Genomic DNA, 20,442 nt, shown 5'->3' with positions numbered 1-20,442 from the left:
GCACGAACACGATCACCACGATTGTGACGGCGCAGGACGGCACGACGACGAAGAGCTACACGGTGACGGTGACACGCGCGGCGCCTGTGACCCTGGTACCGAAAGGCGGCGCACTTGGGGCCGGCAAAGTCGGACAAGCCTATAGCCAGAACATTTCCGCAACCGGGGGAACGTCGACCTCTGGTCCCTACACCTTTTCGGTGACCGGTTCACTGCCTGCGGGGTTGATGCTGTCGACCGCCGGATCCATCACCGGAATACCCACGGTTCCGGGAGAAAGCAGCTTCACCGTCACAGCGACAGACGCAGACGGCTCGACGGGCAGCGCCATCTACACGCTGCTGATCGAGGGGCAGATCAGCCTGTCGCCAGGGGCAGGGTCTCTCTCATCCGGGATTGTGGGAACGCCCTACAGCCAGGGGTTCACCGCTACAGGCGGCAAGGCACCCTACAGCTTCACAGTCGGCGGGACGTTGCCCACAGGCTTGAGCCTTTCGAGCAATGGTGCCCTGTCTGGTACGCCGACGGCAGCCGGGAATACGAGTTTCACGGTGACAGTAACGGATGCGGATAAGATCACTGCGTCTGGAACCTACAGCCTTGCGATTGTTGCAGCCGCCATCAAGCTTTCACCGAGCGGGGGCGAACTGGCGAAAGGAATGGCAGGCGAGCAATACAGCCAGCCAATCACTGCGACGGGTGGTGTTGGAGCAATAACCTTCAGTCTGGCATCGGGCGCCTTGCCGAAGGGCATGAGCCTGAACCTATCGACAGGAGAGCTGACAGGTCCGCTCGAAATTGGATCGGAGGGAGACTACAGCTTCGCTCTTCAGGCCCGTGATAGCACGGGTAACCTGGGAGGGGGTTCCTACAGCCTGAAGGTTGCGCCGCGAAGCGTGACGGTAACCGACAAGCAAATCGAGGTTCAGGCGGGATCGACGCCCGCTGACGTTCCGCTTCACCGGGGAGCGACAGGCGGTCCTTTCGTTACCGCCGAGAAAACCTTTGTCGAGCCGCCGAACGCAGGCACAGCAACAGTTATCCGCGGCCAGTTTGCCCAGGCAACGCCGACGGCGCCTGTTGGCTGGTACCTTCAGTTCACACCGAACCCCAGCTATGCGGGGCAGGTGAGAGTGGGTTTCCGGTTGACGAGCGCACTCGGCATATCGAACACCGGAACGGTGACCTACACGATCGCATTCGACAAGAAGAAGATCACCGAGGAGATAAATGGCCTTGTTGAGGATTTCGTTCGCGCGAGACAAAATCTTCTCGCCTCAACCATCAAGGTGCCGGACCTGATGAAGCGCCGACGATTGGAGGCGGCCAACGACCCTGTGACGACGCGCATTCAGCCATCGGCCGGCGGCGTGACCCTCGGTTTTTCCACCAGCCTGGTGCAGATGGATTCAGCACGTAGCGAAGGAACGCGCGGTTCCGGTGGATCTTTGTCACCCTTCAATATCTGGATCGATGGCACCTTCATGGCCCATAATCGCGAGCAGAACGGCGATCGTTGGGGAAGCTTTGCCATGATCTCGACCGGCGCAGATTACCTCGTCACGGACAAACTGTTGCTGGGTCTATCCTTCCACTATGACCGTATGACGGACCCGACTGACACAGACGCCGAACTGACCGGAAACGGTTGGCTGGCGGGGCCTTATGCCTCGATGGAAATCGCCAAGGGCGTTTTCTGGAATGCCAATATTCTCTACGGCGGTTCGGTGAACGACATCGACACCGAGTTCTGGGATGGCGATTTTGATACCAGTCGTTGGCTGTTCGACAGCTCGATCAACGGTGAATGGCGGTTGGACGAAGACACCGTTCTGGTCCCGAAACTGCGCGCGGTTTATCTGTCCGAAACGGTGAAGGATTATACCGTCAACAATGTTCAGGATGACAGGCTGGACATCAAGGGTTTCACAACCGAACAGTTGCGGGTGAGCCTTGGCGCGGACCTGGCGAGGGATATCCATCTGGAGAACGGAATGGTTCTGACGCCTAGGATCGGGGTCACGGGTGGCTATTCCGGGCTCGACGGTTCGGGCGCATTTGGCCAGGTTTCAGCGGGTCTGTCTCTTAATGCGGATGCGGCATGGACGCTTGATTTCGATCTGCTTTTCAACATTGACAATGGGGGCGAGAGGTCAACAGGCGCGCGCGCTCGGATCGGCGGGAGGTTCTAGCGAGGAGTTCTACAGTATTCGGGTCTAAACCCGGAAGTCGATCCAGATATTCCAGGGTGTGAAGCCTTGATCGTGATGAAAATCCAGGTCGCGGGAAAGTTCGATCAGCTCGAACTTTCCTTGGTCATGAGAGGAAGACCGGTCAGTTCGGCCAGATGGTCAGCGATGCCAGGAGCTGCCGCAATCACGGGGCCGCCCATGACAAGATCCGCTGACGTGACGGGAAATGTTCCGGTAGAGCCGCCAGCTTCCCGCACCATAAGGAGGCCGCCGAGACAATCCCACGCATTCATGAAGTATTCGACGTAACCATCGGTGCGGCCTTCCGCAACCCAAGCAAGGGCGAGAGCCCCGGAAGCGCCACGACGAACAGAGGCGCCTCCGGCAAAGACAGAGGTGAAAAGCGAGATATACTCGCCCTCGGGCGTATGGTGAGACCAACCAAGTTCTATACTGGCGGTTTCCAGTGTAGATGTCGCTGCAACCCTTAGCGGGACACCATTCTTTGTCGCGCCGTGTCCCCTCCGCGCTGTATAGAGTTCGCCACTAACAGGATTGTAGGTCGCAGCCAGTTCGGTCTGACCGTCCTGCACATAGGCGATCGCCACGCAGAAATGATCAATCCCACGGGCAAAATTCGCCGTTCCATCGATCGGATCGACGACCCATAGTCTGGAGCCGCCGGATCCGCCACCGCTTTCCTCCCCCAGCAGAGAATCCTCCGGGAATCGCGCTTTCAGCTGCGCAAACACACGTGCCTCGACGAGCCCATCGGCCTCTGTCAGGAAATCCTGGCGGCCCTTGAGGCTGAAATCGCCCGGACGCCGTTTGCGATAACAATCGAGCGCCAGATTACCAGCATCGCAAATGATATCGTGAAGGGCGGTTTCGCGCTTAACGAGCGAAGTGCTGCTCATAACTGCCTCCGGACTGCCGAACAGTCCTATACCTGTCGGGACTGATTACGCGGATTTTTGTGCAAAGAGATCTGGAATATCGGACAGGATCGTCTGCGCGCCGCGCTCGAAGAAATGCTGCGCCACCTCCGGCTCATTGACGGTCGCGACGGCAAATTCGATCCCGCTATCGGCCAGGATCTTCAGGGAATCTTCCGGGAGAAAGTCCCTTTGCAGATGCAGAATCTGGCATTGCGTTTCGTCGAGGAGTGCCTTTGGCTTCTTTGGTGGGATGACCACGGCGTAAGCCCGCGGAACGTTCGGCATCAGCCGTGCCGCAGCATGAATGGAGCGAATGGAAAAGCTGGCAAGGAACAGTCCTTCGTGATTGGCAGGCCACAGATCCTTCATCAACGCCAGAGCCACTTCCGCGGTCTCGATGTCATCGCCGGGTGTAGGCTTTAATTCCAGCTGGAGATTGATGCCGAGATCAAGAACGGTCTCCACCAGTTCTTCCAGCGTTGGAACCTTCGTGCCAGCAAATTCCGGTGCAAAATAGGCGCCGGCATCCAGTGCCCTTATCTCTTCCAGGGTCATGTTGCCCACAAAGCCGGAGCCGTTGGTCGTCCGATCAACGCGATCATCGTGAATGATCACCGGCTGCATGTCGCGGGTGAGCTTGACATCGATCTCAACCCAGCGCGCACCTTTTGCGGCAGCCGCACGAATAGCAGGAATGGTGTTTTCAGGCGCCAGAAGCGGTGCGCCACGATGGGCGATCAAGGCATCGGGAACCGCCACGTTGCGGCGTGCAATGGTGGCGGCGGGTCTCGGGTCGGTCAGATACACGGGGATCTTCTTTCTGTTGATTGATAAAAAAGGGGTTGCGCCGCGGTCAGGCCAACCGCGGCACCTGATTCGCGCAATTGCGCTCAGTTCTGGGTAACCTGATTGATGAAGCCCTTCTTGATCTCATCGCCGAAAGGCTTGGCCGCCCAGACGATCGAAAATTTGCGATCGGCTGCCGGGATGAGGGCAACGGCGCTATCGGCTTCCGGATGCTGTGGCGCGATGCCGAAGGATTTGGCGAATTCGGTCTGTGTCTTTGCGCTGGTCAGCCAGTTGATCAGCACGAGTGCTGCGGCCTTGTTCTTGGAATTGGCCGGAATGGCAATGACATTGCCGCCGCCGGGAAAGCCGAAGGAGGGGATATACATCTTGATATCCTTTGAGATCTCACCCTTGCGCTGCAGGGCAGCAAGCTGATCTTCCCAGGCTGCGATGATCTTGAACTCGCCACCGTTCAGGCGGGTGACGCTGTCTGCATTCGAAGCAGTGATGATGTAGCCGTTGCGATTATCTTTGAACCATTTCCAGGCCGGTGCCAGCTTGGCGATCTTTTCCGGCGAAGAAGCACCCTGCGCGTAATCGATATCTGTAACGATTGCGCGTGTGACGCTTTCGATAAAGCCAGGACCAGAGCTCCCATTCTCGACATTAAAGCCAAGCTCACCCGGGTTCTTTCTCATGAAGGCGACGAAGTCATCCAGCGTATGCGGCAGTTCGGATTGCGACACCCGGGCTGGATTGTAGGCAATCGCTGTCTGGTTACCCCAGAATGCAGGCGCATAGCCCTTATTGTCCGTACCTTCCATGACATAGCGAAGCTTGGCACCTTCCGGCAGCAAGGGCTTCAGAGGTCCGAAGAGAAGTTCCTCTGCCTTGAAGTTCTGAATTGAAGATCCGCCCAAAGAAATGACGTCGATATCACCCTGCTGGCGGTTCCGTTCCGCCAGAAACTTGTCCATATTGGTTTTACCATCACCATCCGGAATGGTGACCTTGATGCCATATTGGGTCTCGAAGGCCTTGACCTGCTCGCGCATGGCCGGCTGCGAATACCAATGAAACCAGTTGATCTGCCCTTCTTTCTTTGCCTGGGCCACGATCTCATCCCAGCTCATCTGTGCAAGATCCTTGGCGGCGGCCTCAGTCTGGATGCCGGCCAGCGGCAGAACGGCGGCGAGTGCAAACAATGCAACTTTTCTAAGCATGGCATCAAATCCTTGAGTGTTGTGAGTGAGTAAGAGCATCGTCATCATCCCTTTCCGGTCATGACTGCCGGGTCCGCGCTTTTGAGAAGTCGCTCGGCGATCAGCATCAGGAGTACGTTGGGGACGACGAGGATCAGGGAAACGGCCGCGGCATTGGGCCGGATGAAATTGTAACCGAGGTAGGAGTAGAGAATGGTTGGGACCGTCGTAAAATCCGGTGCGCCGACAATGTAGGAGATCGCGAACTCTTCGATGGACAGGATGAAAACAATGATCAGCGCGGCAAGCAGTCCGGGTTTCAGCACCGGAAGATAAGCCGTTCTGAAAACCACCATTCGAGAGGCTCCCAGATCGCGGGCCGCATCGATGAGATCCTGCCGCACCATCGAGAAGGATACGCTGAGCAGCCGGATCGCATAGGGTAGGAGACCGACCGTATGGCCGATCAGAATGCCCAGAAAGCGTGAATAGAGGCCAAGCTCGATCAGGAGCGCCGAGAAGAAAATGGCACTGACAAAGCCTGGCAGGATCAGCGGAACGAGTGTCAGCATCTGCGCAACTGCCTTGCCGGGAAATTCCATGCGGCCGAAGGCATAGGCTGTCGGCATGGCGAGCAGCAGGGTAAGGATGGAGACGCACGCCGCCAGCGTGTAGCTGTTGTACATCGCTTGCGGCAGTGCGCTCGTCGTCCAGATTTCCACCCAGCGGCGCAAGGAAAGCACCGGCGGAAGCACTGCGGGATAGGCCCATGGGGTTGATGGGTCCACCAGAGACCAAAGAACCGCCATGCAGAAGGGAAGGACCAGGGCGACGAAGAAGACGGCGAGCGCCAGCAGGATGAGAAGTTGACGCTGCCAGAAGAGTGTGGAGCGGGAGAGTGTGGTCATCGATTATCTCCCCATCCGACGAACGATAAGCTGCATCAAGCCTGCAAGGGTAAGTGAGCCGAAGAGCGAGAGCGCCATCAGCATGACGGCCACGACCGCCGCCTCATTCCAGCCATGGGCGGCATTGTCTGACTGAACGCGATGCATGAACTGCGCCATGGACTGAATGTTGGTCGGCCCTGCCACCACCTGGAAGGACCAGTCCCCCGCTGCTCCGATAAAGATCAGAATGAGCGCCGCCTGCAAGGCGCGCAGCGTAAGCGGCAAGATGACCCGCCGAAGGCGTGCGAGGCTGCCGGCACCGAGATCCCGGGCTGCATCCAGAATGTCGTCACCGATGGCGCGAACGGAGCCGGTGATGACGAGGAAGGCCAGGGGCATATTTTTCCAGACCTGCAGGATTACAACGCCAATGGCATAGCTGTCGTTCTGCATGCGGATTGGCCGGTCGATGAGGCCGAGTTTGACCAGGGCGACGTTCAGAAACCCCTGAAAGGAAATGAAGTTGACGAAAAGGAAGGCGGCCACCAGACCGTGGACGAGAAGCGGTGCCTTGATCATGGCGCTGATCAGATCGGAGCCTGGAAAGGGACGCCTGAGCCAAAGCGCCACCGGATAAGCGAGCATGACCGAGATGAGAGAACTCAGGATCGCGATACGTGCCGAGTACCAGAACACCCGCCAGAACTGGTTTTGCGAGAGCATGCCTTCCCAAAATTCCAGCGAGAAACGGTCGTCACCCGCGAAATTGAAGTATCCTATCGACTGCGACACGGCCATTCCCACCACGAGCGACATGAAGGCGACGATGGGAAAGAGTCCTGGAAGCAAAAGAAGGTAGGGAGTGAGTCGCTGCCGTTTCATCGGACAGCCTCGGCGAGAAATCGGATGGCATCAGGCGCAATCACGACACCGATGGTTTCACCCTCGGAGACGGGAGCAAACCCATGGGTCTGGATGCGATAGCGGTTTGTTGCGTCACCAAGCGGGTGGACGGAAAAGTCGCACTGGCTTCCCAGGAAGGTACGTGTGGTGACTCTGACTTCGAAGCGGTTCTGCGCGTCTGCAGTGGGCTTCGTGATTTGCGCGTCCTCCGGTCGCCAGCAGGCATAGATATGATCTGAGACCGGCGGGGTGTCCGAACGGACAACTGCTTCGCCCAGAGGGGAACTGACCTTGTATTCGCCCCGCGTGCGATCAACGTCGAGAATACGCAGCGGCATAATGTTGGCCGTGCCGATGAAATCAGCCACGAAGCGGTTGGCCGGAAAACGATAGATGTCTTCCGGACGTCCCATCTGTTCGATGACGCCCGCCCGCATGACGATGACGAGATCGGACATGGCAAGCGCTTCTGCCTGATCGTGGGTGACGTAGACGGCGGTGAACCCGTGCTCGCGCTGTAGCGCCCGTATCTCCATGCGTACATGATCCCGTAGCTTCGCATCGAGGTTGGACAGAGGTTCATCGAAGAGCATGACGCCGGGGCGGACTGCCATGGCGCGCGCAAGCGCCACGCGCTGCTGCTGTCCGCCGGAAAGTTGCCCCGGCAGCTTGCCCAGTTGCGAGGACAGGCCGACCTGCTCTGCAACTGCGGCAACCCGCGTGGCAATGTCCTGTGCGCCAAGCCTGCGCTGGCGAAGGCCGAACCCGATGTTGTCGGCAACCGTCAGATGCGGGAAGAGAGCATAGGACTGAAAGCACATGGCCGTGTCGCGCTTCTCTGGCGGCACGTCCTGCATGTCCTGACCCTTGATCTCAACCGTCCCACCATCAAGCGGAATGAAGCCGGCAATTGCTTTCAGAAGTGTGGTCTTGCCGCAGCCGGAAGGGCCCAGCAGAGTAACCAACTGTCCCTGGGATGCCTCGAAACTGATTTCGCTCAAGGCTTGGAATGTGCCGTAACGCAGACTTGCGCTGCGAACGGACAAAGCGGTCGACGCTTGTGCCACGGTGTTGCCCTCCCTGTAGATGAGCTCAATTCTGACGTTGAGCTTCCTTTATCATGCTTTGTGTATAATATTTATGACAGGTTTTTGACAGTTGTAAATAGCGATATCATCGGTAAAATTCGTTCTGAATGATAGGGAACATAGGTTGTGACCTTATGTTTTTATGTTTACTGCATAATTTTTACGGTTGCCCTGTGAGTATATTGCCGAGGGCGCCAAAAGCCTCTAGGGGTTGTGCGTCCGGGCTTAAGAGGTAAAGGCTGAGATGTCTGAGAAGATGAGCGATCTCTCGGGAAACGAGCGGATGATTCTCGAGATCGTGCGTAGGGCACCCAATATTCTACGGTCTGCCGTTGCGCCTGCCACCAATCTAACACAGCCTTCTGTGCACAGAATCATCGATCAGCTTCTGGAGATGGAATTGCTCACTCTGGGTGATCCGGTCATTCACGGGCGGGGCAAGCCGAGCCCTTCGCTCAAGCTGAATGCTGAAGCACGTTTTACTATTGGCATTTCCGTCAATACCGACAGCATAGCGTTCGGATTGTGCGATTTTTCCTGCCGTATCGTCTACGAGGAAATGCTGGATGTCGCGCCGACCAACAGGCGAGATACGCTTTTCGTTTTGAAAGAAAGACTGCGCGCGGTTCTGGCGGAGCGGGGAATTTCACCCGATAAGGTCGCCGGTATCGGGTTTTCGATGGCGGGTTTCTTTATTGGCCCTGAGCGATATTTCAATGCGCCGGAACTCCTGCGCGACTGGTCGCTGGTAGATTTACGCAAGGAACTGGAAACGCTCTTCGATCTTCCGGTCTGGACCGAAAACAACGGTACGACAGGCGCCATAGGCGAATCTGCCGTTGGCGCAGGCCGCGACTTTTCTACCTTTGGCTACCTTTCCTTCAATTACGGTTTTGGTGGAGGGATCGTTCTGGAAGGCAAACCGTTCTTCGGCGCCTTTGGCAACGCAGGGGAACTTAGCCGGGTCTTCAACCTGGAGGAGGGACCTTCGCGTCCGGCTCTTGGCGAATTGCTCAAGCGGCTGGACCGTTCAGGCATCGCGATCGCGAATATTCGTGAGTTGCGACAACGTTTCGACCCCACCTGGCCCCAGGTTTCCGAATGGGTCGAGGAGATTGCGCCCACACTTAACAGAGCGATCGACATGCTGCGCGCGGTCATCGATCCGGAGGCGATTGTATTCGGAGGTGAACTTCCACCCGCCCTGGGTGAGATGCTGATTGCCGTACCCCCTTCGCCAACCAAACCGCGATATGGTCTGGAGGCGGCATATCCGCACCGGCTGCTGAGCCCCATTCAATCGGATCCGGCAATTCTGGGCGCAGCGCTCATTCCGCTTATGGATCAGTATTTCGCCTGGTCGCTTCCAAAACCGTGAACAAGTGTCGTTGTAGTGGAGCGGGATCGGCTGCCTGTCGAGTGTCGCTTTGCAGACAACGGCCCCATAGCCGCCAGCGGTCTCATCGGTTCCCGCCAGTACCGTAATGATCTGACCGGCAACGTTAAAGGCGTCGCCTTCCCCCTGGCGCAGGACATAGGCAACTGATTTTCCCGGTAGGGTACGAAGTGATCCCGACATAAATTTTTCACCTCAAAATACTACTGTTTCAGGCTACGCTCGAAGAAACGCCGCAGCGGCGGCGGTGCCAGCCGGGCCGAATGGGTGCTGGTCATTTTGGGATTATCTTCGCAGAACTAGAGATGCGCGGCATCTGGCAACTCGAGTGCGGTGACTGGATATCCCGCCTGACGGAGGGTTTCGGCGAAATAGGCCGACTGGCCGGGGGATACCTCGCGATCTGCCTGCCAGTGCGCCAGAAGATCATAGACTCCGTAGATCCCTGAGAACGCTTTTGGCGTCGGGCAATCAACGGACGAAAGACCTGCGAGTGCTGCCAGATGCCCACCTGCAGAAGCCCCCAGAATGCCGATGAACCTTCGCAAGTGGGAGTACTTCCTGAAGGCTGCAGAACTGGGCAATCTGTCGCGTGTCGCTGAATAGCTGATATTTCGCAGCCGCGCCGAGGGTATTTTGGAAGAGATTGCGCGGGTTCCGGAGGAGGTTGTGCACGCGGCCAACGCGCCTTCCGGTCGGCTGGCCTTCGGTGCGCCTCCCTTCATGGGCCGCATACTGACTGGCAAGCTGGTGGCGGATTTCTTGGAGACCTATCCGCATGTGCGTCTACGTGTCCGCGGTGCGCACTCGCTTCAACTGAGGGAGGCCATCTTTTTCGGGATATCGATGTCGGGATAATGGCAGCTCCATTGACTGAACCTGATCTCCTGATCGAGCCTCTCCTGGAAGAGCAACTTTACCTCGTTGGACCAGTCGGCTGTGGACTTCGCTCCAACCAGCCGATCAGCCTTGATGACGTCGCAGATTGCAAACTGATTCTGACGCCGCGTCCAGATGGATTGCGCACCTTGATCGAGGCGGAGTTTGCCCGTATCGGCCGCAGGATCAAGGTTGCGGTTGAGACCGAATATGCGCCTATGGCCGATCTCATCCGGGGCAAAGTGGGTTAGGCGATCATGCCGTTTCTGCGGAATGGTGGATTCGCCGCTGACAGAGTTTGAATGGGCGCCGATAGATGGTCTTAAGGTGACATAGGTCATCGCTTTGCTGGGCGCATCCGAGCGGACGCTTGCGCCGCTCTGTCTTGTGGACATGATCAAAACCTTGACATTCGCCAATCTTCAGTTCGGGCGTTGGAAAGGCGACTGTTTGTGTCATCAACCCCTTTGATGTCCTGCACACGCTTCGATTGCACTCGACTTTTCTCCAAGCAACTGTTAATCCAGATAAATTTTTATCCTTAGCCGAAGGGGCACCTGAGAGGCTGTGCCTGCAGATGCTTTGAAAGCGTAGTCGGCGGAGCCGAGGTCATTTTTGCGACTGTATATTATATATAAGAATTTTTATTTTTTACTATGAATGTGATTAAACGATTCCTCAATGAATGGGGATCAACTTCACGATAGATCCGGACATCACTGGGCTTGGGCCTTACTATTTTAGGGAGGAAATATATTTGCTTTCGCTCGAGAACTTATCGTTTCGAAAGTCGATTTCCACGCTGGCGCTTGTGCCTTTGGCAGCAGTGGTCGGATTAGGTGCTCTTGTCTGCTTCAACAGCTACAAGCACTATCACAATCTGAGCCGTGCGGAGTTCATGGCCAAGCTCGCCCACGCGGGCGGTGAAATGATGATGGTCATGCCGATGGAAGCCGCCGTGCCGGTTGCCGAGCGTCCGCAGGTCCGCGCTAAGTCCGACACGCTGTACAAGGATATCATCGAGCAACTGGATGCGTTGAAGGCTTTGGGCTACGACGACCCGCTGACCCAGTCGCTTCGGGCCAAATTCGAGGCTACCTACGCCAAGATTCCTGAGTTCCGTCAGCTGCTGGATGCCAACAATTCCGATCCGCTGATGCCGCTGCGCTATGCGCAACCTGTCGCCTCGGCGGCGCTCGATCTGGCTTCCCGTGCCGGTACGTTGACGGATGACGTGGCGCTTGCGCGTGACATTCGCGGCTATCAGGCCTGGATGAAGCTCAATGAAGGCTATCTGGTTCTGAACCGGATGGGCCAAGCCTATATTCAGAAGGGGAGCTTCGGTAAGCCTGAGCAGGCGCGTTTTGACGGCGCTCTCACGCAAATCAGATTGAATGAACAGGCGTTCCGCGAACTCGTTTCTCCGGCGCTGCTCAGCCGCTACGATGCCTTCTTTGCCACTGCGGAAGGCAAGACGGTCGTTGAACTCATTAAGGCCATGGAAAGCCTGCAAGACTTCGCGGGCAAACCAGAAGACCTCACCGCATTTGCAAAAGCCATGGTTATTCGACGTGACTATGTGGCCGATTTGCTGCGGGAAAACGGTCAGATTCTGATCAGCGGTGCCAAGGAACGTCTCGATACCGCTCGCACCTCCATGATTGCGATGATGATCGGTCTCTCGGCATTCATCCTCCTTGTGATGGCGCTCAGCACAGGCATCACCCGCGCTCTGTCCAGTTCCATTCGCCGGATCACCCGGTCAACAACGGGCCTTGCCGACGGAGATACCTCGAGCGCTATTCCCTACACGCAGCGCACGGACGAAATCGGCGAGATGGCTCGCTCGGTTGATATCTTCCGACAGGCGGCAATCCGCAATCTGCAGCTTGAAGCAGAGGCCGCTTCAAGCCGCCAGCGTGCCGAAGAGGAACGCGCCGACATGCAGGCTCGCGCCGAAGCAGAAGCGGCGGCTCATCTTAACGAAGCCACTTCTGCCTTTGCCCAGGCAATCCGGCGTCTGGCTTCCGGTGACATGCTCTGCGAAATTCAGTCGCCACTTTCGCCACAGTTCGAAACACTGCGCGCAGACTTCAATCTGTCCATCGAGCAGTTGCGTGGGGCTCTGTTGAGCGTCAGCAATTCTGCCTCTATGGTCACGAGCGGGTCCCGCGAAATTTCCGATGCTTCGGATAGTCTCGCCAAGCGGACGGAACAGCAGGCTGCCTCGCTTGAACAGACTGCCGCGGCGCTGGAGGAAATCACAGCCAACGTGGTCTCCACATCCAAACGCGCTGCTGAAGCTCGCAATGTGGTGCGGGATGCGCGCCACCAGGCGGACCAGTCCGGTACCGTGGTGCGTAACGCGGTTTCGGCCATGCAGCGGATCGAGCAGGCATCGCACCAGATCAATCAGATCATCTCCGTGATTGATGAGATCGCCTTCCAGACGAACCTTCTGGCGCTCAATGCAGGCGTTGAGGCAGCGCGTGCGGGCGAGGCGGGCAAGGGTTTTGCGGTCGTTGCCCAGGAGGTACGTGAACTCGCTCAGCGTTCCGCCAATGCCGCCAAGGAGATCAAGACGCTGATCGGCAATTCGACTGCTGCCGTTTCGGAGGGGGTCAAGCTGGTTTCCGATACCGGCGAAGGGCTTGGCGCCATCGAGCAGCTGGTCCAGACGATCAACGGCCATATGGAAGCGATTGCAACCGCTGCGCAGGAACAATCCTCGGGGTTGGCGGAGGTCAACACTGCCGTCAACCATATGGATCAGGCAACACAGCAGAATGCCGCCATGGTGGAAGAGATGAATGCCGCAGGTGCGGGCCTTGCGCAGGAAAGCTTCAAGCTGAGCGATCTCCTGTCGCGGTTCCAGCTCGGTCATTCCGTCCAGCAGCTGCAGCAGATTGCAGGAAAGATGCGAAATCCTTCGCAGTCCGCAGCGTCGGCCCGATACAGGACAGGGACAGGGTACTGAGCCTGCGTCACGCTCTTGAAGCGACGCAATAGACCAAAATCGACTATCCCGGACCATGCAAGTGGTCCGGGATGTCTCATGGCGGAGTGATCGGCCTTACTTTCGGGGTTGCGATCATTCACCCGTTTCCTCCGGAAGATAGGAAAACTCTAAAGGATGGCGACGGCGCGACACCACCCCGCCGAGCCACCCTTGATCTTCACCGGTAGGCAGGAAACGGTAAAGCCTGCGGGTGGAAGCTCGTCGAGCTGGGTCAATTTCTCCATATGCATGAAAATGCCTTCACGCCCTGCCTTGTGACCTTCCCAGATCAGTCCGGCATCTTTCGTCTCGGCAAAGCGCTTCGCTGTGACAGGGAAGGGGGCGTCCCAGGACCAAGCGTCCGTTCCTGCAATGTGAACGCCCTTGTCCATCAGCCACAATGTGGCTTCGCGACCAATGCCGCATCCACGCCCCAGAAAATCTGGTCTGCCATAGGCGGCGCCCGCCGCCGTGTTGATGAGAACGATATCGAAGGGCTGTAGATCGTGCCCCGTCGCCTTGACGGCTGCCTCAAGGTCTGCCGCGGTCGCGACATATCCATCCGGCAGATCACGAAGATCAAGCTTCACTCCGGGACGGATACACCAGTCCAGCGGCACCTCATCAATGGTCCACGCCTTTTCACCCTTGTTCATGGTGGATGCAAAGTGCCATGGCGCATCGAGATGCGTTCCGGCATGGGCCGTCAGATTGAGTTGCTCTACAGCCCAGCCTTCAGCTCCGGGAACATCCGCAATATCGAGGCCCGGAAAAAAGCGCAGAACCTCCGCACTGCCTTCGGCGTGGGTCGTGTAGGTGATTTTGGGTCCCAATCCGGGTGGGTCCGCCGGGACATCGTTTTCGATAGCGACGGAAAGGTCGATGATCTTCATGAATCAATCTCCGGAGAATGTGGCGTGAACCAGCGTTTCGAGGTCAGCATCGGCGCGGAAGCCCATTGAAATGGCCAGGTTCGCATCAAGCGGTGGCATGCTTCCGAAAATCCGCCGCAGCCTGCCATCATCGCCGTAATGGATGGCCGGCCGGTTGCCGGTCACGCGCATCGCCGCCTCCGCAACCTCGGCTATCGTCGCATGAAGAACCGGTGGCTGTACGGTCGCCCCACTGCTCGGTAATGTCGCCGCGTGAATCAGGTTTTCCACTGCCGCGCTCCGCGACATCCACCAGCAGACGCTATCAGCCGGGACCGGGCATTCGAACGGTTCATTCGTCCGGATCTTGTGGAGCAACTGGCTCATGAACGCCGAGCCATGTCCGTTATCTGCCAAAGGTCTGGCGACTATGCCAGGAAAGCGCAGGCTGATCGTGCTGAGAACATTGCGCCGGGCCATGTCTGCCAGCATGATCTCTGTCATGAGTTTGTGCGCACCATAGGTCAGTTGTGGATGGCAGGGCGTGTCGGGTGTTACCGTCTTCTGGCCGAGATCGCCGTAAACGGCGATGGAAGAGGCAAAGACCAGCCGTGTATCGGATCGGCGCGCAGCGAGTTTCTCTGCAAGCATCAAGGGGCCGAGCAGATTGACCCTGTGACCCAGCGCCTGCTCCCGTTCCGCAAGACTACCCGGCAGGCTGGCGAGGTGGAAGACGATATCGAACCCGGGTTCAGCCAGTTCATGAAGAAAGACCGGATCTCCCAGATCACCCGGTATCATCTCCACAGGCCCGACGCCGATCATGGGAGAGGTCAGATCCGTCAGCACGATGCGTTCTGCCGTGCCAAACCGCTTGCAAACCACATCTGCCAGTCCGCGGCCAAGAAAACCATTGGCTCCTGTCACGAGGATCCGCATTATGCCTTTACCACCGCTTGATCGATAAGGCCGAAGGGCGCGGAACCATCCGGCAGGCGCGCTTCCATCCGGATGCGATCGCCCCATGTCAGAAAGGGTGTGCGGGACACCCCTTCATCAAGCAGTTCAATAACCCGAATCTCGGAAATGCAGGACGATCCTGCGGCCCGATCCGCATTCGATACCGTTCCGGAACCAAGAATGGTTCCGGCGGAGAGCCTGCGTGTGCGTGCGCTATGGGCGATCAACTGGCCGAAGGAGAAGTGCATTTCCTCGCCCTTAGCCCGCCCGACTTCGCGACTATTGATTTCCACATGCAGCCGAATATGCACACGCCCCTCGGCCCAGCATTCGCCCAGTTCGTCGGGCGTGATTGCAACCGGTGCGAAAGCTGTGGAGGGCTTGGCCTGCAGGAAACCGAAACCCGCCCGCATCTCGCGCGGGCCAAGCTTGCGCAGAGACCAGTCGTTGATCTGCACCAGCAGCCGCACATGGTTCAGCGCCTGTTCGGCCGAGGTTCCCATGGGCACGTCCGAGAGAACAACGCCGAACTCGCCCTCCATGTCGATTCCCAGCCCGTCATCCGGGAATTCCATATCGGCATGGGGCCCGCGCAGATCATCGCTTGCGCCTTGATAGATCAGCGGAATTGTCTCGAAATCCGGATTGGGCGGATTGTCGAACGCCTTGTCCATCAGTCGGCCATGATTGAGGAAGGCCGACGCATCCAGCCACTGTGGTGCGCGCGGCAGGGGGGCTAAGCAACGCTTCGGATCGAACGGGGTTGCGAATGGCTCATCGCCTGCGTTTAGCCGGTCGGAGAGAATCTGCAGCTTTGGTGCGACCTTGTCCCAGGTCTCAATGGCCGCAAGCAGGCTGTCGGCAATGCCCGTTGCCGGAATGGCGCGCGAAAGATCGCGTGAAACCACCCAGAGCTGACCGTCACGGCTTCCATCGTGGTAGGTTGCAAACTTCATGTCGAGCGTAATCCTGTTGTTATGGCGTGAATCTCGTCCTGCCGACCGGAAAGTCTGGCCGCGTCAGTGCTCTGTCAGCTGAGCAGCAAGCCCTGCCTCATAGGTGCCGGAAACGAGAATGAAGAGCATGCGGCACATCTTGCCGGAGCGATTGGCCCAGGCATGGTTGGTGCCGCGCTGGATCACCACAGAACCGGGCTTCAGCAACGCTTCGCCGTCGTCCACCATAAGCGTCATTTCCCCTTCAATGACAATGCCGTAATCGATGGACTCGGTCCGATGCATCAGGGGATGGGGGGAGTCTGCCTTAACTGTGGAAGCGGCCTTGTCACCGATCTGCTCGAAGGCCTCTCCCATGCGTTGTGCGCCGGTTTTCAAGAAATCTTCTGTGTCCGGGGGAATGTCCACGAAACGTATCCTGGTGCCGCCGGGAGGAGGAGGCAGCACCAGGGGGCCAATTGTTGGATCCGGCCCATTGTCAACAGGGGCCGGGGTCTCCGTGGTCGACCAGACTTCATGAAACACCGTACCGGGTATGGCGGCAATTTCGACCACTGTCGGCAGCGGGCCTGCCTCGGTGATGATGGAGCGTCCATCGGCGTCATGACCGGTAACGATGCGGCGAATGGGAGGAAAGTCCGTCATGCAGTTGTTGCCTTCAAGGAAGCGCCAGCCGACCGGGCGAGCGTAAAGCAGCCAATGGAGGTCGCGCCGACAAGGATGGCTGCCAAGCCGAGCGCTGAGAAGCCGAGATTTTCGCCGAGTGCACCCCCGATGATTGGTCCGAGGGCGGCCCCGAACATCACCATGGCCGGTGTTGCAGCCGCAGCGCGTCCGGTTGGATCGTACTTCGACAGCAGGCCGAAGACGAAGGTGTGGGTGAAGATCTGAACTGCGACGAACACGGCAGCGGCGGCCGCCCAGATCGGAAACGCGGTCGCCGACGTGACGATGATGGCAAGCACGACCTGCAGGGCAGGGCCAATCTGCGTGACCAACGGCCCGGAAACGCGGTTCTGCAGGAAGGAGGCAAGCGGTGCCGGAACCAGGAAGTTGACCAAGCCGAGAGCGATCAGGGCGCCGAGCACATGCGCCGGTTCGAAACCGCGAGCCTTGCCGATGACCTCCACAAAGGAGAAGACCATTGCCTGATTGAACGTCATGATGCTGATACCGAGAATGGTAAACCAGATCACACGGTTAAAGGGCTTCTTCTCATGCACTGAAATGCTGCTCGGATTGCGGAAGAGCGTCGCAGAAGCGATCGCTGCAATGGCCATGATGCCACCGAAGACCTGGAACAGAACCGGCCCACCACGCGCGATCAACAACTGCGGAACGGCAGTGAGAAGAACAATCGCAAACAGGCCGAGAGCCATTCCGGCTGCGGCAAACAGGCGATGCGGGTTGGCGGTCTGAGCCATCGTGCCGTGAACCATGGATAGAGCCATTCCAGCCGAGACACCCGCAACCAGATGCAGGCCTGCCAGAATCGGGAAGGCATTTTGGACAGAGGCGATCAGAAAGCCGATTGCCGCGATGGCAAAGCCGCCCGCAGCCACGAACTTCTGGTTCAACTGGTTGAAACGGTGAGACGCGAGGATGCTGGCACCGACAGCGCCGAGCAGGAAGAGCGTCGCCAGTGCGCCCGCTTGCTGCGGACTGAAGCCGAAGCGTTCTACCAGAGCACCGACCCAAATGGGCAGCGCCACGAGATCCAGCATTCCTGCACAGTGGCCAATGAGAAGTGCTGTGGTTCCGGCAATGCCATATTTCTGTCCTGACATGATAACTCCTCCAATCAAGTGTGACGCGCCAGGGGCGGGCGCGCGGTCTCCTCAACCGCTGCGCCGACGCGTCGTGGGGTTCAGATTGCTTCCGCAAGGGTCTTCATTGACACCTGCATGATGGTTGCATGCTCTTCCCGGCTTCCGCCGTGAATTTCGATATCGGCCAGCCGGCCCGAGTTCTCGACGACCATCCGGCATCGCTCCCAGCGCCGATCTTCGAAGGCAGTGAGCGATGATTGGGGATCGTTGCCGCGTGCCAGTTCCTCGGCCAGCACCATGGCATCCTCGATGCCGATGCAAGCGCCAGCCGCCAGATGCGGTGTCGTGGCATGAACAGCGTCGCCAATCAGGACAATCCGGCCTTTCGACCACGGGCGTGGCAGAAGCATTTGCTCCAGCGGGCGGTAGATGATCTGGTTTTCGGACGACAGGTCAGAGGCGATCCTGCGAATGATCGGAGAGGGGAAGCGCTCCAAAAGTGCCCGCAGCGTTTCCACGAAGGTTTCCGGCGCAACGAAATCGTTCGTTTCCCGGTCCTCTGTCAGGAACAGATAAGCCTGATCCCGACCAACGCCGTTCAACCCAACCTTCAATTTCGGACCCATCCACATGGTCACGGTATCGATATCTTCCGGCTTGGGAAGAACCGCGCGCCAGACGGACTGGCCGATGAAACGCGGCTTCGGCGCCTCGGGAAAGAGTTTCGCTCGCACCGAGGAATAGAGACCATCGGCACCGATCACCAGATCATAGCGTCCCTCGCTGCCATCGCTGAAGACGACGGTGGCCCCATTCTGGTCTTGTGTGAAATTTGTGAACGTGACACCGAGGCGGACCTTTGCAGATGAAGCACGCACGGCCTCCGACAGGATTTTGGCGAGCGCAGGCCGCATTATGCCGCCACCCCCCGGAATATCCGGTCCGGCGACGCGCGGTGTCGGAATGCGCGCGACAACGCTATCATCGGGGCCACGAATGATCAGGCCGTCGCTGGCATAGCCCTCTTCCAGAAAGCGTTCGATCAGTCCCAGATCCTTCAGGACGCGCAGTGTCGAGCCGTGAAGGCTGATGCCAGCGCCATAGGATCTCCATCCGGCATCGATCTCCACGAGATCGACCTCGAAGCCCTGTCGGGACAGCTGAAGTGCAGCCGTCATGCCAGCAAAGCCGCCTCCGATGACCAATATTGTCTTGATGCCGGAACTCATATCAATCCTCCCTCGCCTGGTGCGGCGGCGTATACATCGCCGTCTTCGTCCACGACGATCTCTACACGTGTCAGTTTCTGTCCGAGGCACGGCCCCAGAATACATTTGCCCGTATCCATTTCGAAAAGGGCATTGTGTGAATGGCAGGTGAGGTGGGTCCGCTCGCCATTCAGGTAGGCATCGGTTTTCCAGGCCATCGGCGTGCCGGAGGAATAATGCGGGCAAGCATCGAGCCAGGCATGCAGGACCCCGTTCTTTCTTAGAACGATAATCTTGCGCCTATATCCCTCCAATGGACCGAAACCTTTCACATGGCCCTCCCGCACCTCGGCCGCATGGCAGAGATGCAGCTTCTCGGAGGAAGCGTGAGGAAGGGCCGGTGTGGTTGACATGGAAATCCGCCTGCCTTGGGAACCGGTCAACCCTTTGCGCCGGGTGGAGGGCCGCCAGCCGGAGACCATTTTTCGCGATATTCGAACAGAACGATCTGCGAGGCCTCGGCACCGTTCGGCGCCTCGCGTGCGACCCATGTATCGTCGTGCTTGTCCATGTCGGCGTCGTATTCGAAGTGACAGCCAAGCGGGCTGTTGAAATACCAGAACCAGTTCGAGCCAAACTTGTGGCGTCCCGGACCCCAGAAGCTCTGATAGCCCTTCTTCACGAAGCGCGTGCCAGCCACCATCAGTTCGGTAGGGCCGCCCATGTGGAAGGCAAGATGCTCACAGCCCTTCATGTATTCCGGAGTGCGGATGAAGAAGAGCGTGTGGTGGTCATCATTGGCCTTGGGCCGCAGGAAGGGTCCGGCACCTGTTAGAACATCGGTGATGACGAAACCCAGTCGGTCGCAATAGAACTTGGTGGCGATATCGATATCCGGAACGAAAAGCACCACATGGGAAAGCGTGCGGGGAAGCGCGGGCATGTCTTCCCAAACGCCGATTTCGTTCGGTCCACGCTGGGCGGGAGCGCCGGGTGCATTGATCTTTTCCGCAGGCATATCAAGCTCGCGGCGGATCGTGACCTGAAACTTCAGCTCAAAGCCGTGATCGTCTTTCAGCTCGATTGAGCCATTGGACAGACGTGTCACACGACGATCCTTGCCCAGTTCTGCCTCGATGGCATCCAGATCCTCTGCCGAGCGAACACCATAGATCTGCTGGCGCAGCATGTTCGAGGTCGGCAGCGGTGGCGGCAGCGACGGATCGGACTTGTGGCGAATGATAACCCCGGTGCCGTCCAGCGTTTCGAAGAGGCCGCCCTTGTCGGTTACATCGACAGGCTTCAGGCCCCAGGCCGTCAGATACTCGATGGCGGCAGCGACATCGTCGACGCCGAAAACGAGATAATCAGGACCAATGATATTCATCGTGTTCTACTCCCA

Annotated in this window: 20 protein-coding genes; 5 read left to right on the top strand and 15 right to left on the bottom strand. The window is 58.1% G+C overall.

Annotation, left to right across the window (positions count from 1 at the left end; all coding sequences use genetic code 11):
* The coding region (locus tag E8M78_RS01060; RefSeq protein WP_170973281.1) for a putative Ig domain-containing protein at positions 1–2,192 on the top strand (2,192 nt) is incomplete at its 5' end.
* A 104-nt stretch (positions 2,193–2,296) separates the two neighbouring features.
* Here E8M78_RS01060 and E8M78_RS01055 read toward each other — a convergent pair.
* From E8M78_RS01055 to E8M78_RS01030, 6 genes are all read right to left on the bottom strand, one after another.
* On the bottom strand, positions 2,297–3,109 hold the full coding sequence (locus E8M78_RS01055) for an inositol monophosphatase (protein WP_137133279.1): 813 nt from the start codon (positions 3,107–3,109) through the stop codon (positions 2,297–2,299).
* A 45-nt stretch (positions 3,110–3,154) separates the two neighbouring features.
* Positions 3,155–3,937 carry a glycerophosphodiester phosphodiesterase family protein gene (locus E8M78_RS01050; RefSeq protein ID WP_205910207.1) on the bottom strand — a complete coding sequence of 261 codons (783 nt, stop codon included), beginning with the start codon at positions 3,935–3,937 and terminating at the stop codon, positions 3,155–3,157.
* Between the two features lie 83 nt (positions 3,938–4,020).
* Complete coding sequence (locus E8M78_RS01045) at positions 4,021–5,142, bottom strand: extracellular solute-binding protein (protein ID WP_246658174.1); 1,122 nt, start codon at positions 5,140–5,142, stop codon at positions 4,021–4,023.
* 44 nt (positions 5,143–5,186) lie between these two features.
* Positions 5,187–6,029 carry an ABC transporter permease gene (locus tag E8M78_RS01040; protein ID WP_137133278.1) on the bottom strand — a complete coding sequence of 281 codons (843 nt, stop codon included), beginning with the start codon at positions 6,027–6,029 and terminating at the stop codon, positions 5,187–5,189.
* Between the two features lie 3 nt (positions 6,030–6,032).
* Positions 6,033–6,893: an ABC transporter permease gene (locus E8M78_RS01035; RefSeq protein ID WP_137133277.1), complete on the bottom strand. Its 861-nt coding sequence runs from the start codon at positions 6,891–6,893 to the stop codon at positions 6,033–6,035.
* The gene (locus E8M78_RS01030) at positions 6,890–7,981 is read right to left on the bottom strand and encodes an ABC transporter ATP-binding protein (protein ID WP_205910205.1); all 1,092 of its coding nucleotides are present in this window, start codon (positions 7,979–7,981) and stop codon (positions 6,890–6,892) included. The genes E8M78_RS01035 and E8M78_RS01030 overlap by 4 nt, the downstream gene beginning before the upstream one ends.
* Positions 7,982–8,246: 265 nt before the next feature.
* Between E8M78_RS01030 and E8M78_RS01025 the strand changes: the two genes are divergently transcribed.
* Complete coding sequence (locus E8M78_RS01025) at positions 8,247–9,380, top strand: ROK family transcriptional regulator (protein ID WP_246658173.1); 1,134 nt, start codon at positions 8,247–8,249, stop codon at positions 9,378–9,380.
* Between the two features lie 317 nt (positions 9,381–9,697).
* Here the strand turns inward: E8M78_RS01025 and E8M78_RS01020 are convergent, their stop codons facing one another.
* On the bottom strand, positions 9,698–9,946 hold the full coding sequence (locus tag E8M78_RS01020; RefSeq protein ID WP_137133276.1) for a hypothetical protein: 249 nt from the start codon (positions 9,944–9,946) through the stop codon (positions 9,698–9,700).
* A 121-nt stretch (positions 9,947–10,067) separates the two neighbouring features.
* Here E8M78_RS01020 and E8M78_RS01015 point away from each other — a divergent pair, with 121 nt between their 5' ends.
* The 3 genes from E8M78_RS01015 (at position 10,068) to E8M78_RS01005 (ending at position 13,254) form a co-directional block, all read left to right on the top strand.
* A complete protein-coding gene (locus E8M78_RS01015) occupies positions 10,068–10,256 on the top strand; it encodes a LysR substrate-binding domain-containing protein (protein ID WP_137133275.1) in 189 nt (62 codons plus the stop codon).
* 11 nt (positions 10,257–10,267) lie between these two features.
* Entirely contained in the window at positions 10,268–10,528 is a 261-nt protein-coding gene (locus tag E8M78_RS01010) for a LysR substrate-binding domain-containing protein (RefSeq protein WP_170973280.1), read from the top strand.
* 506 nt (positions 10,529–11,034) lie between these two features.
* Complete coding sequence (locus tag E8M78_RS01005; RefSeq protein ID WP_246658172.1) at positions 11,035–13,254, top strand: methyl-accepting chemotaxis protein; 2,220 nt, start codon at positions 11,035–11,037, stop codon at positions 13,252–13,254.
* Between the two features lie 149 nt (positions 13,255–13,403).
* Here E8M78_RS01005 and E8M78_RS01000 read toward each other — a convergent pair whose 3' ends face one another.
* From E8M78_RS01000 to E8M78_RS00965, 8 genes are all read right to left on the bottom strand, one after another.
* Positions 13,404–14,168 carry a cyclase family protein gene (locus E8M78_RS01000; RefSeq protein WP_137133273.1) on the bottom strand — a complete coding sequence of 255 codons (765 nt, stop codon included), beginning with the start codon at positions 14,166–14,168 and terminating at the stop codon, positions 13,404–13,406.
* A gap of 3 nt (positions 14,169–14,171) precedes the next feature.
* Entirely contained in the window at positions 14,172–15,074 is a 903-nt protein-coding gene (locus E8M78_RS00995) for an NAD-dependent epimerase/dehydratase family protein (protein ID WP_205910204.1), read from the bottom strand.
* Positions 15,075–15,085: 11 nt separating this feature from the next.
* Positions 15,086–16,063: a fumarylacetoacetate hydrolase family protein gene (locus E8M78_RS00990; protein WP_137133271.1), complete on the bottom strand. Its 978-nt coding sequence runs from the start codon at positions 16,061–16,063 to the stop codon at positions 15,086–15,088.
* Between the two features lie 63 nt (positions 16,064–16,126).
* Positions 16,127–16,708 carry a cupin domain-containing protein gene (locus tag E8M78_RS00985; protein ID WP_137133270.1) on the bottom strand — a complete coding sequence of 194 codons (582 nt, stop codon included), beginning with the start codon at positions 16,706–16,708 and terminating at the stop codon, positions 16,127–16,129.
* Positions 16,705–17,850: an MFS transporter gene (locus tag E8M78_RS00980; protein ID WP_137133269.1), complete on the bottom strand. Its 1,146-nt coding sequence runs from the start codon at positions 17,848–17,850 to the stop codon at positions 16,705–16,707. Before E8M78_RS00980 ends, E8M78_RS00985 begins: the two co-directional genes overlap by 4 nt.
* Positions 17,851–17,930: 80 nt before the next feature.
* Positions 17,931–19,061, bottom strand: a complete 1,131-nt coding sequence (locus tag E8M78_RS00975; protein WP_137133268.1) for an FAD-dependent oxidoreductase — start codon at positions 19,059–19,061, stop codon at positions 17,931–17,933.
* Entirely contained in the window at positions 19,058–19,453 is a 396-nt protein-coding gene (locus E8M78_RS00970) for a Rieske (2Fe-2S) protein (RefSeq protein WP_137133267.1), read from the bottom strand. Before E8M78_RS00970 ends, E8M78_RS00975 begins: the two co-directional genes overlap by 4 nt.
* Positions 19,454–19,479: 26 nt before the next feature.
* Positions 19,480–20,427 carry a VOC family protein gene (locus tag E8M78_RS00965; RefSeq protein WP_137133266.1) on the bottom strand — a complete coding sequence of 316 codons (948 nt, stop codon included), beginning with the start codon at positions 20,425–20,427 and terminating at the stop codon, positions 19,480–19,482.
* Positions 20,428–20,442 lie beyond the last annotated feature (15 nt).

Source organism: Rhizobium sp. FKY42 (assembly GCF_005222835.1).
Taxonomy (GTDB): Bacteria; Pseudomonadota; Alphaproteobacteria; order Rhizobiales; family Rhizobiaceae; genus Neorhizobium.
Note: the sequence above shows the minus strand (reverse complement) of the source record. Positions and strands in the feature narration are given on the sequence as shown.

Bases quoted from the DNA above. Each gene is read 5' to 3' on its own strand.
- E8M78_RS01045 (WP_246658174.1), bottom strand. From the start codon at position 5,142: ATGCTTAGAAAAGTTGCATTGTTTGCACTCGCCGCCGTTCTGCCGCTG.
- E8M78_RS00965 (WP_137133266.1), bottom strand. From the start codon at position 20,427: ATGAATATCATTGGTCCTGATTATCTCGTTTTCGGCGTCGACGATGTC.
- E8M78_RS00985 (WP_137133270.1), bottom strand. From the start codon at position 16,708: ATGACGGACTTTCCTCCCATTCGCCGCATCGTTACCGGTCATGACGCC.
- E8M78_RS00970 (WP_137133267.1), bottom strand. From the start codon at position 19,453: ATGTCAACCACACCGGCCCTTCCTCACGCTTCCTCCGAGAAGCTGCAT.
- E8M78_RS00975 (WP_137133268.1), bottom strand. From the start codon at position 19,061: ATGAGTTCCGGCATCAAGACAATATTGGTCATCGGAGGCGGCTTTGCT.
- E8M78_RS01035 (WP_137133277.1), bottom strand. From the start codon at position 6,893: ATGAAACGGCAGCGACTCACTCCCTACCTTCTTTTGCTTCCAGGACTC.
- E8M78_RS01000 (WP_137133273.1), bottom strand. From the start codon at position 14,168: ATGAAGATCATCGACCTTTCCGTCGCTATCGAAAACGATGTCCCGGCG.
- E8M78_RS00980 (WP_137133269.1), bottom strand. From the start codon at position 17,850: ATGTCAGGACAGAAATATGGCATTGCCGGAACCACAGCACTTCTCATT.
- E8M78_RS01040 (WP_137133278.1), bottom strand. From the start codon at position 6,029: ATGACCACACTCTCCCGCTCCACACTCTTCTGGCAGCGTCAACTTCTC.
- E8M78_RS01055 (WP_137133279.1), bottom strand. From the start codon at position 3,109: ATGAGCAGCACTTCGCTCGTTAAGCGCGAAACCGCCCTTCACGATATC.
- E8M78_RS01025 (WP_246658173.1), top strand. From the start codon at position 8,247: ATGTCTGAGAAGATGAGCGATCTCTCGGGAAACGAGCGGATGATTCTC.
- E8M78_RS00990 (WP_137133271.1), bottom strand. From the start codon at position 16,063: ATGAAGTTTGCAACCTACCACGATGGAAGCCGTGACGGTCAGCTCTGG.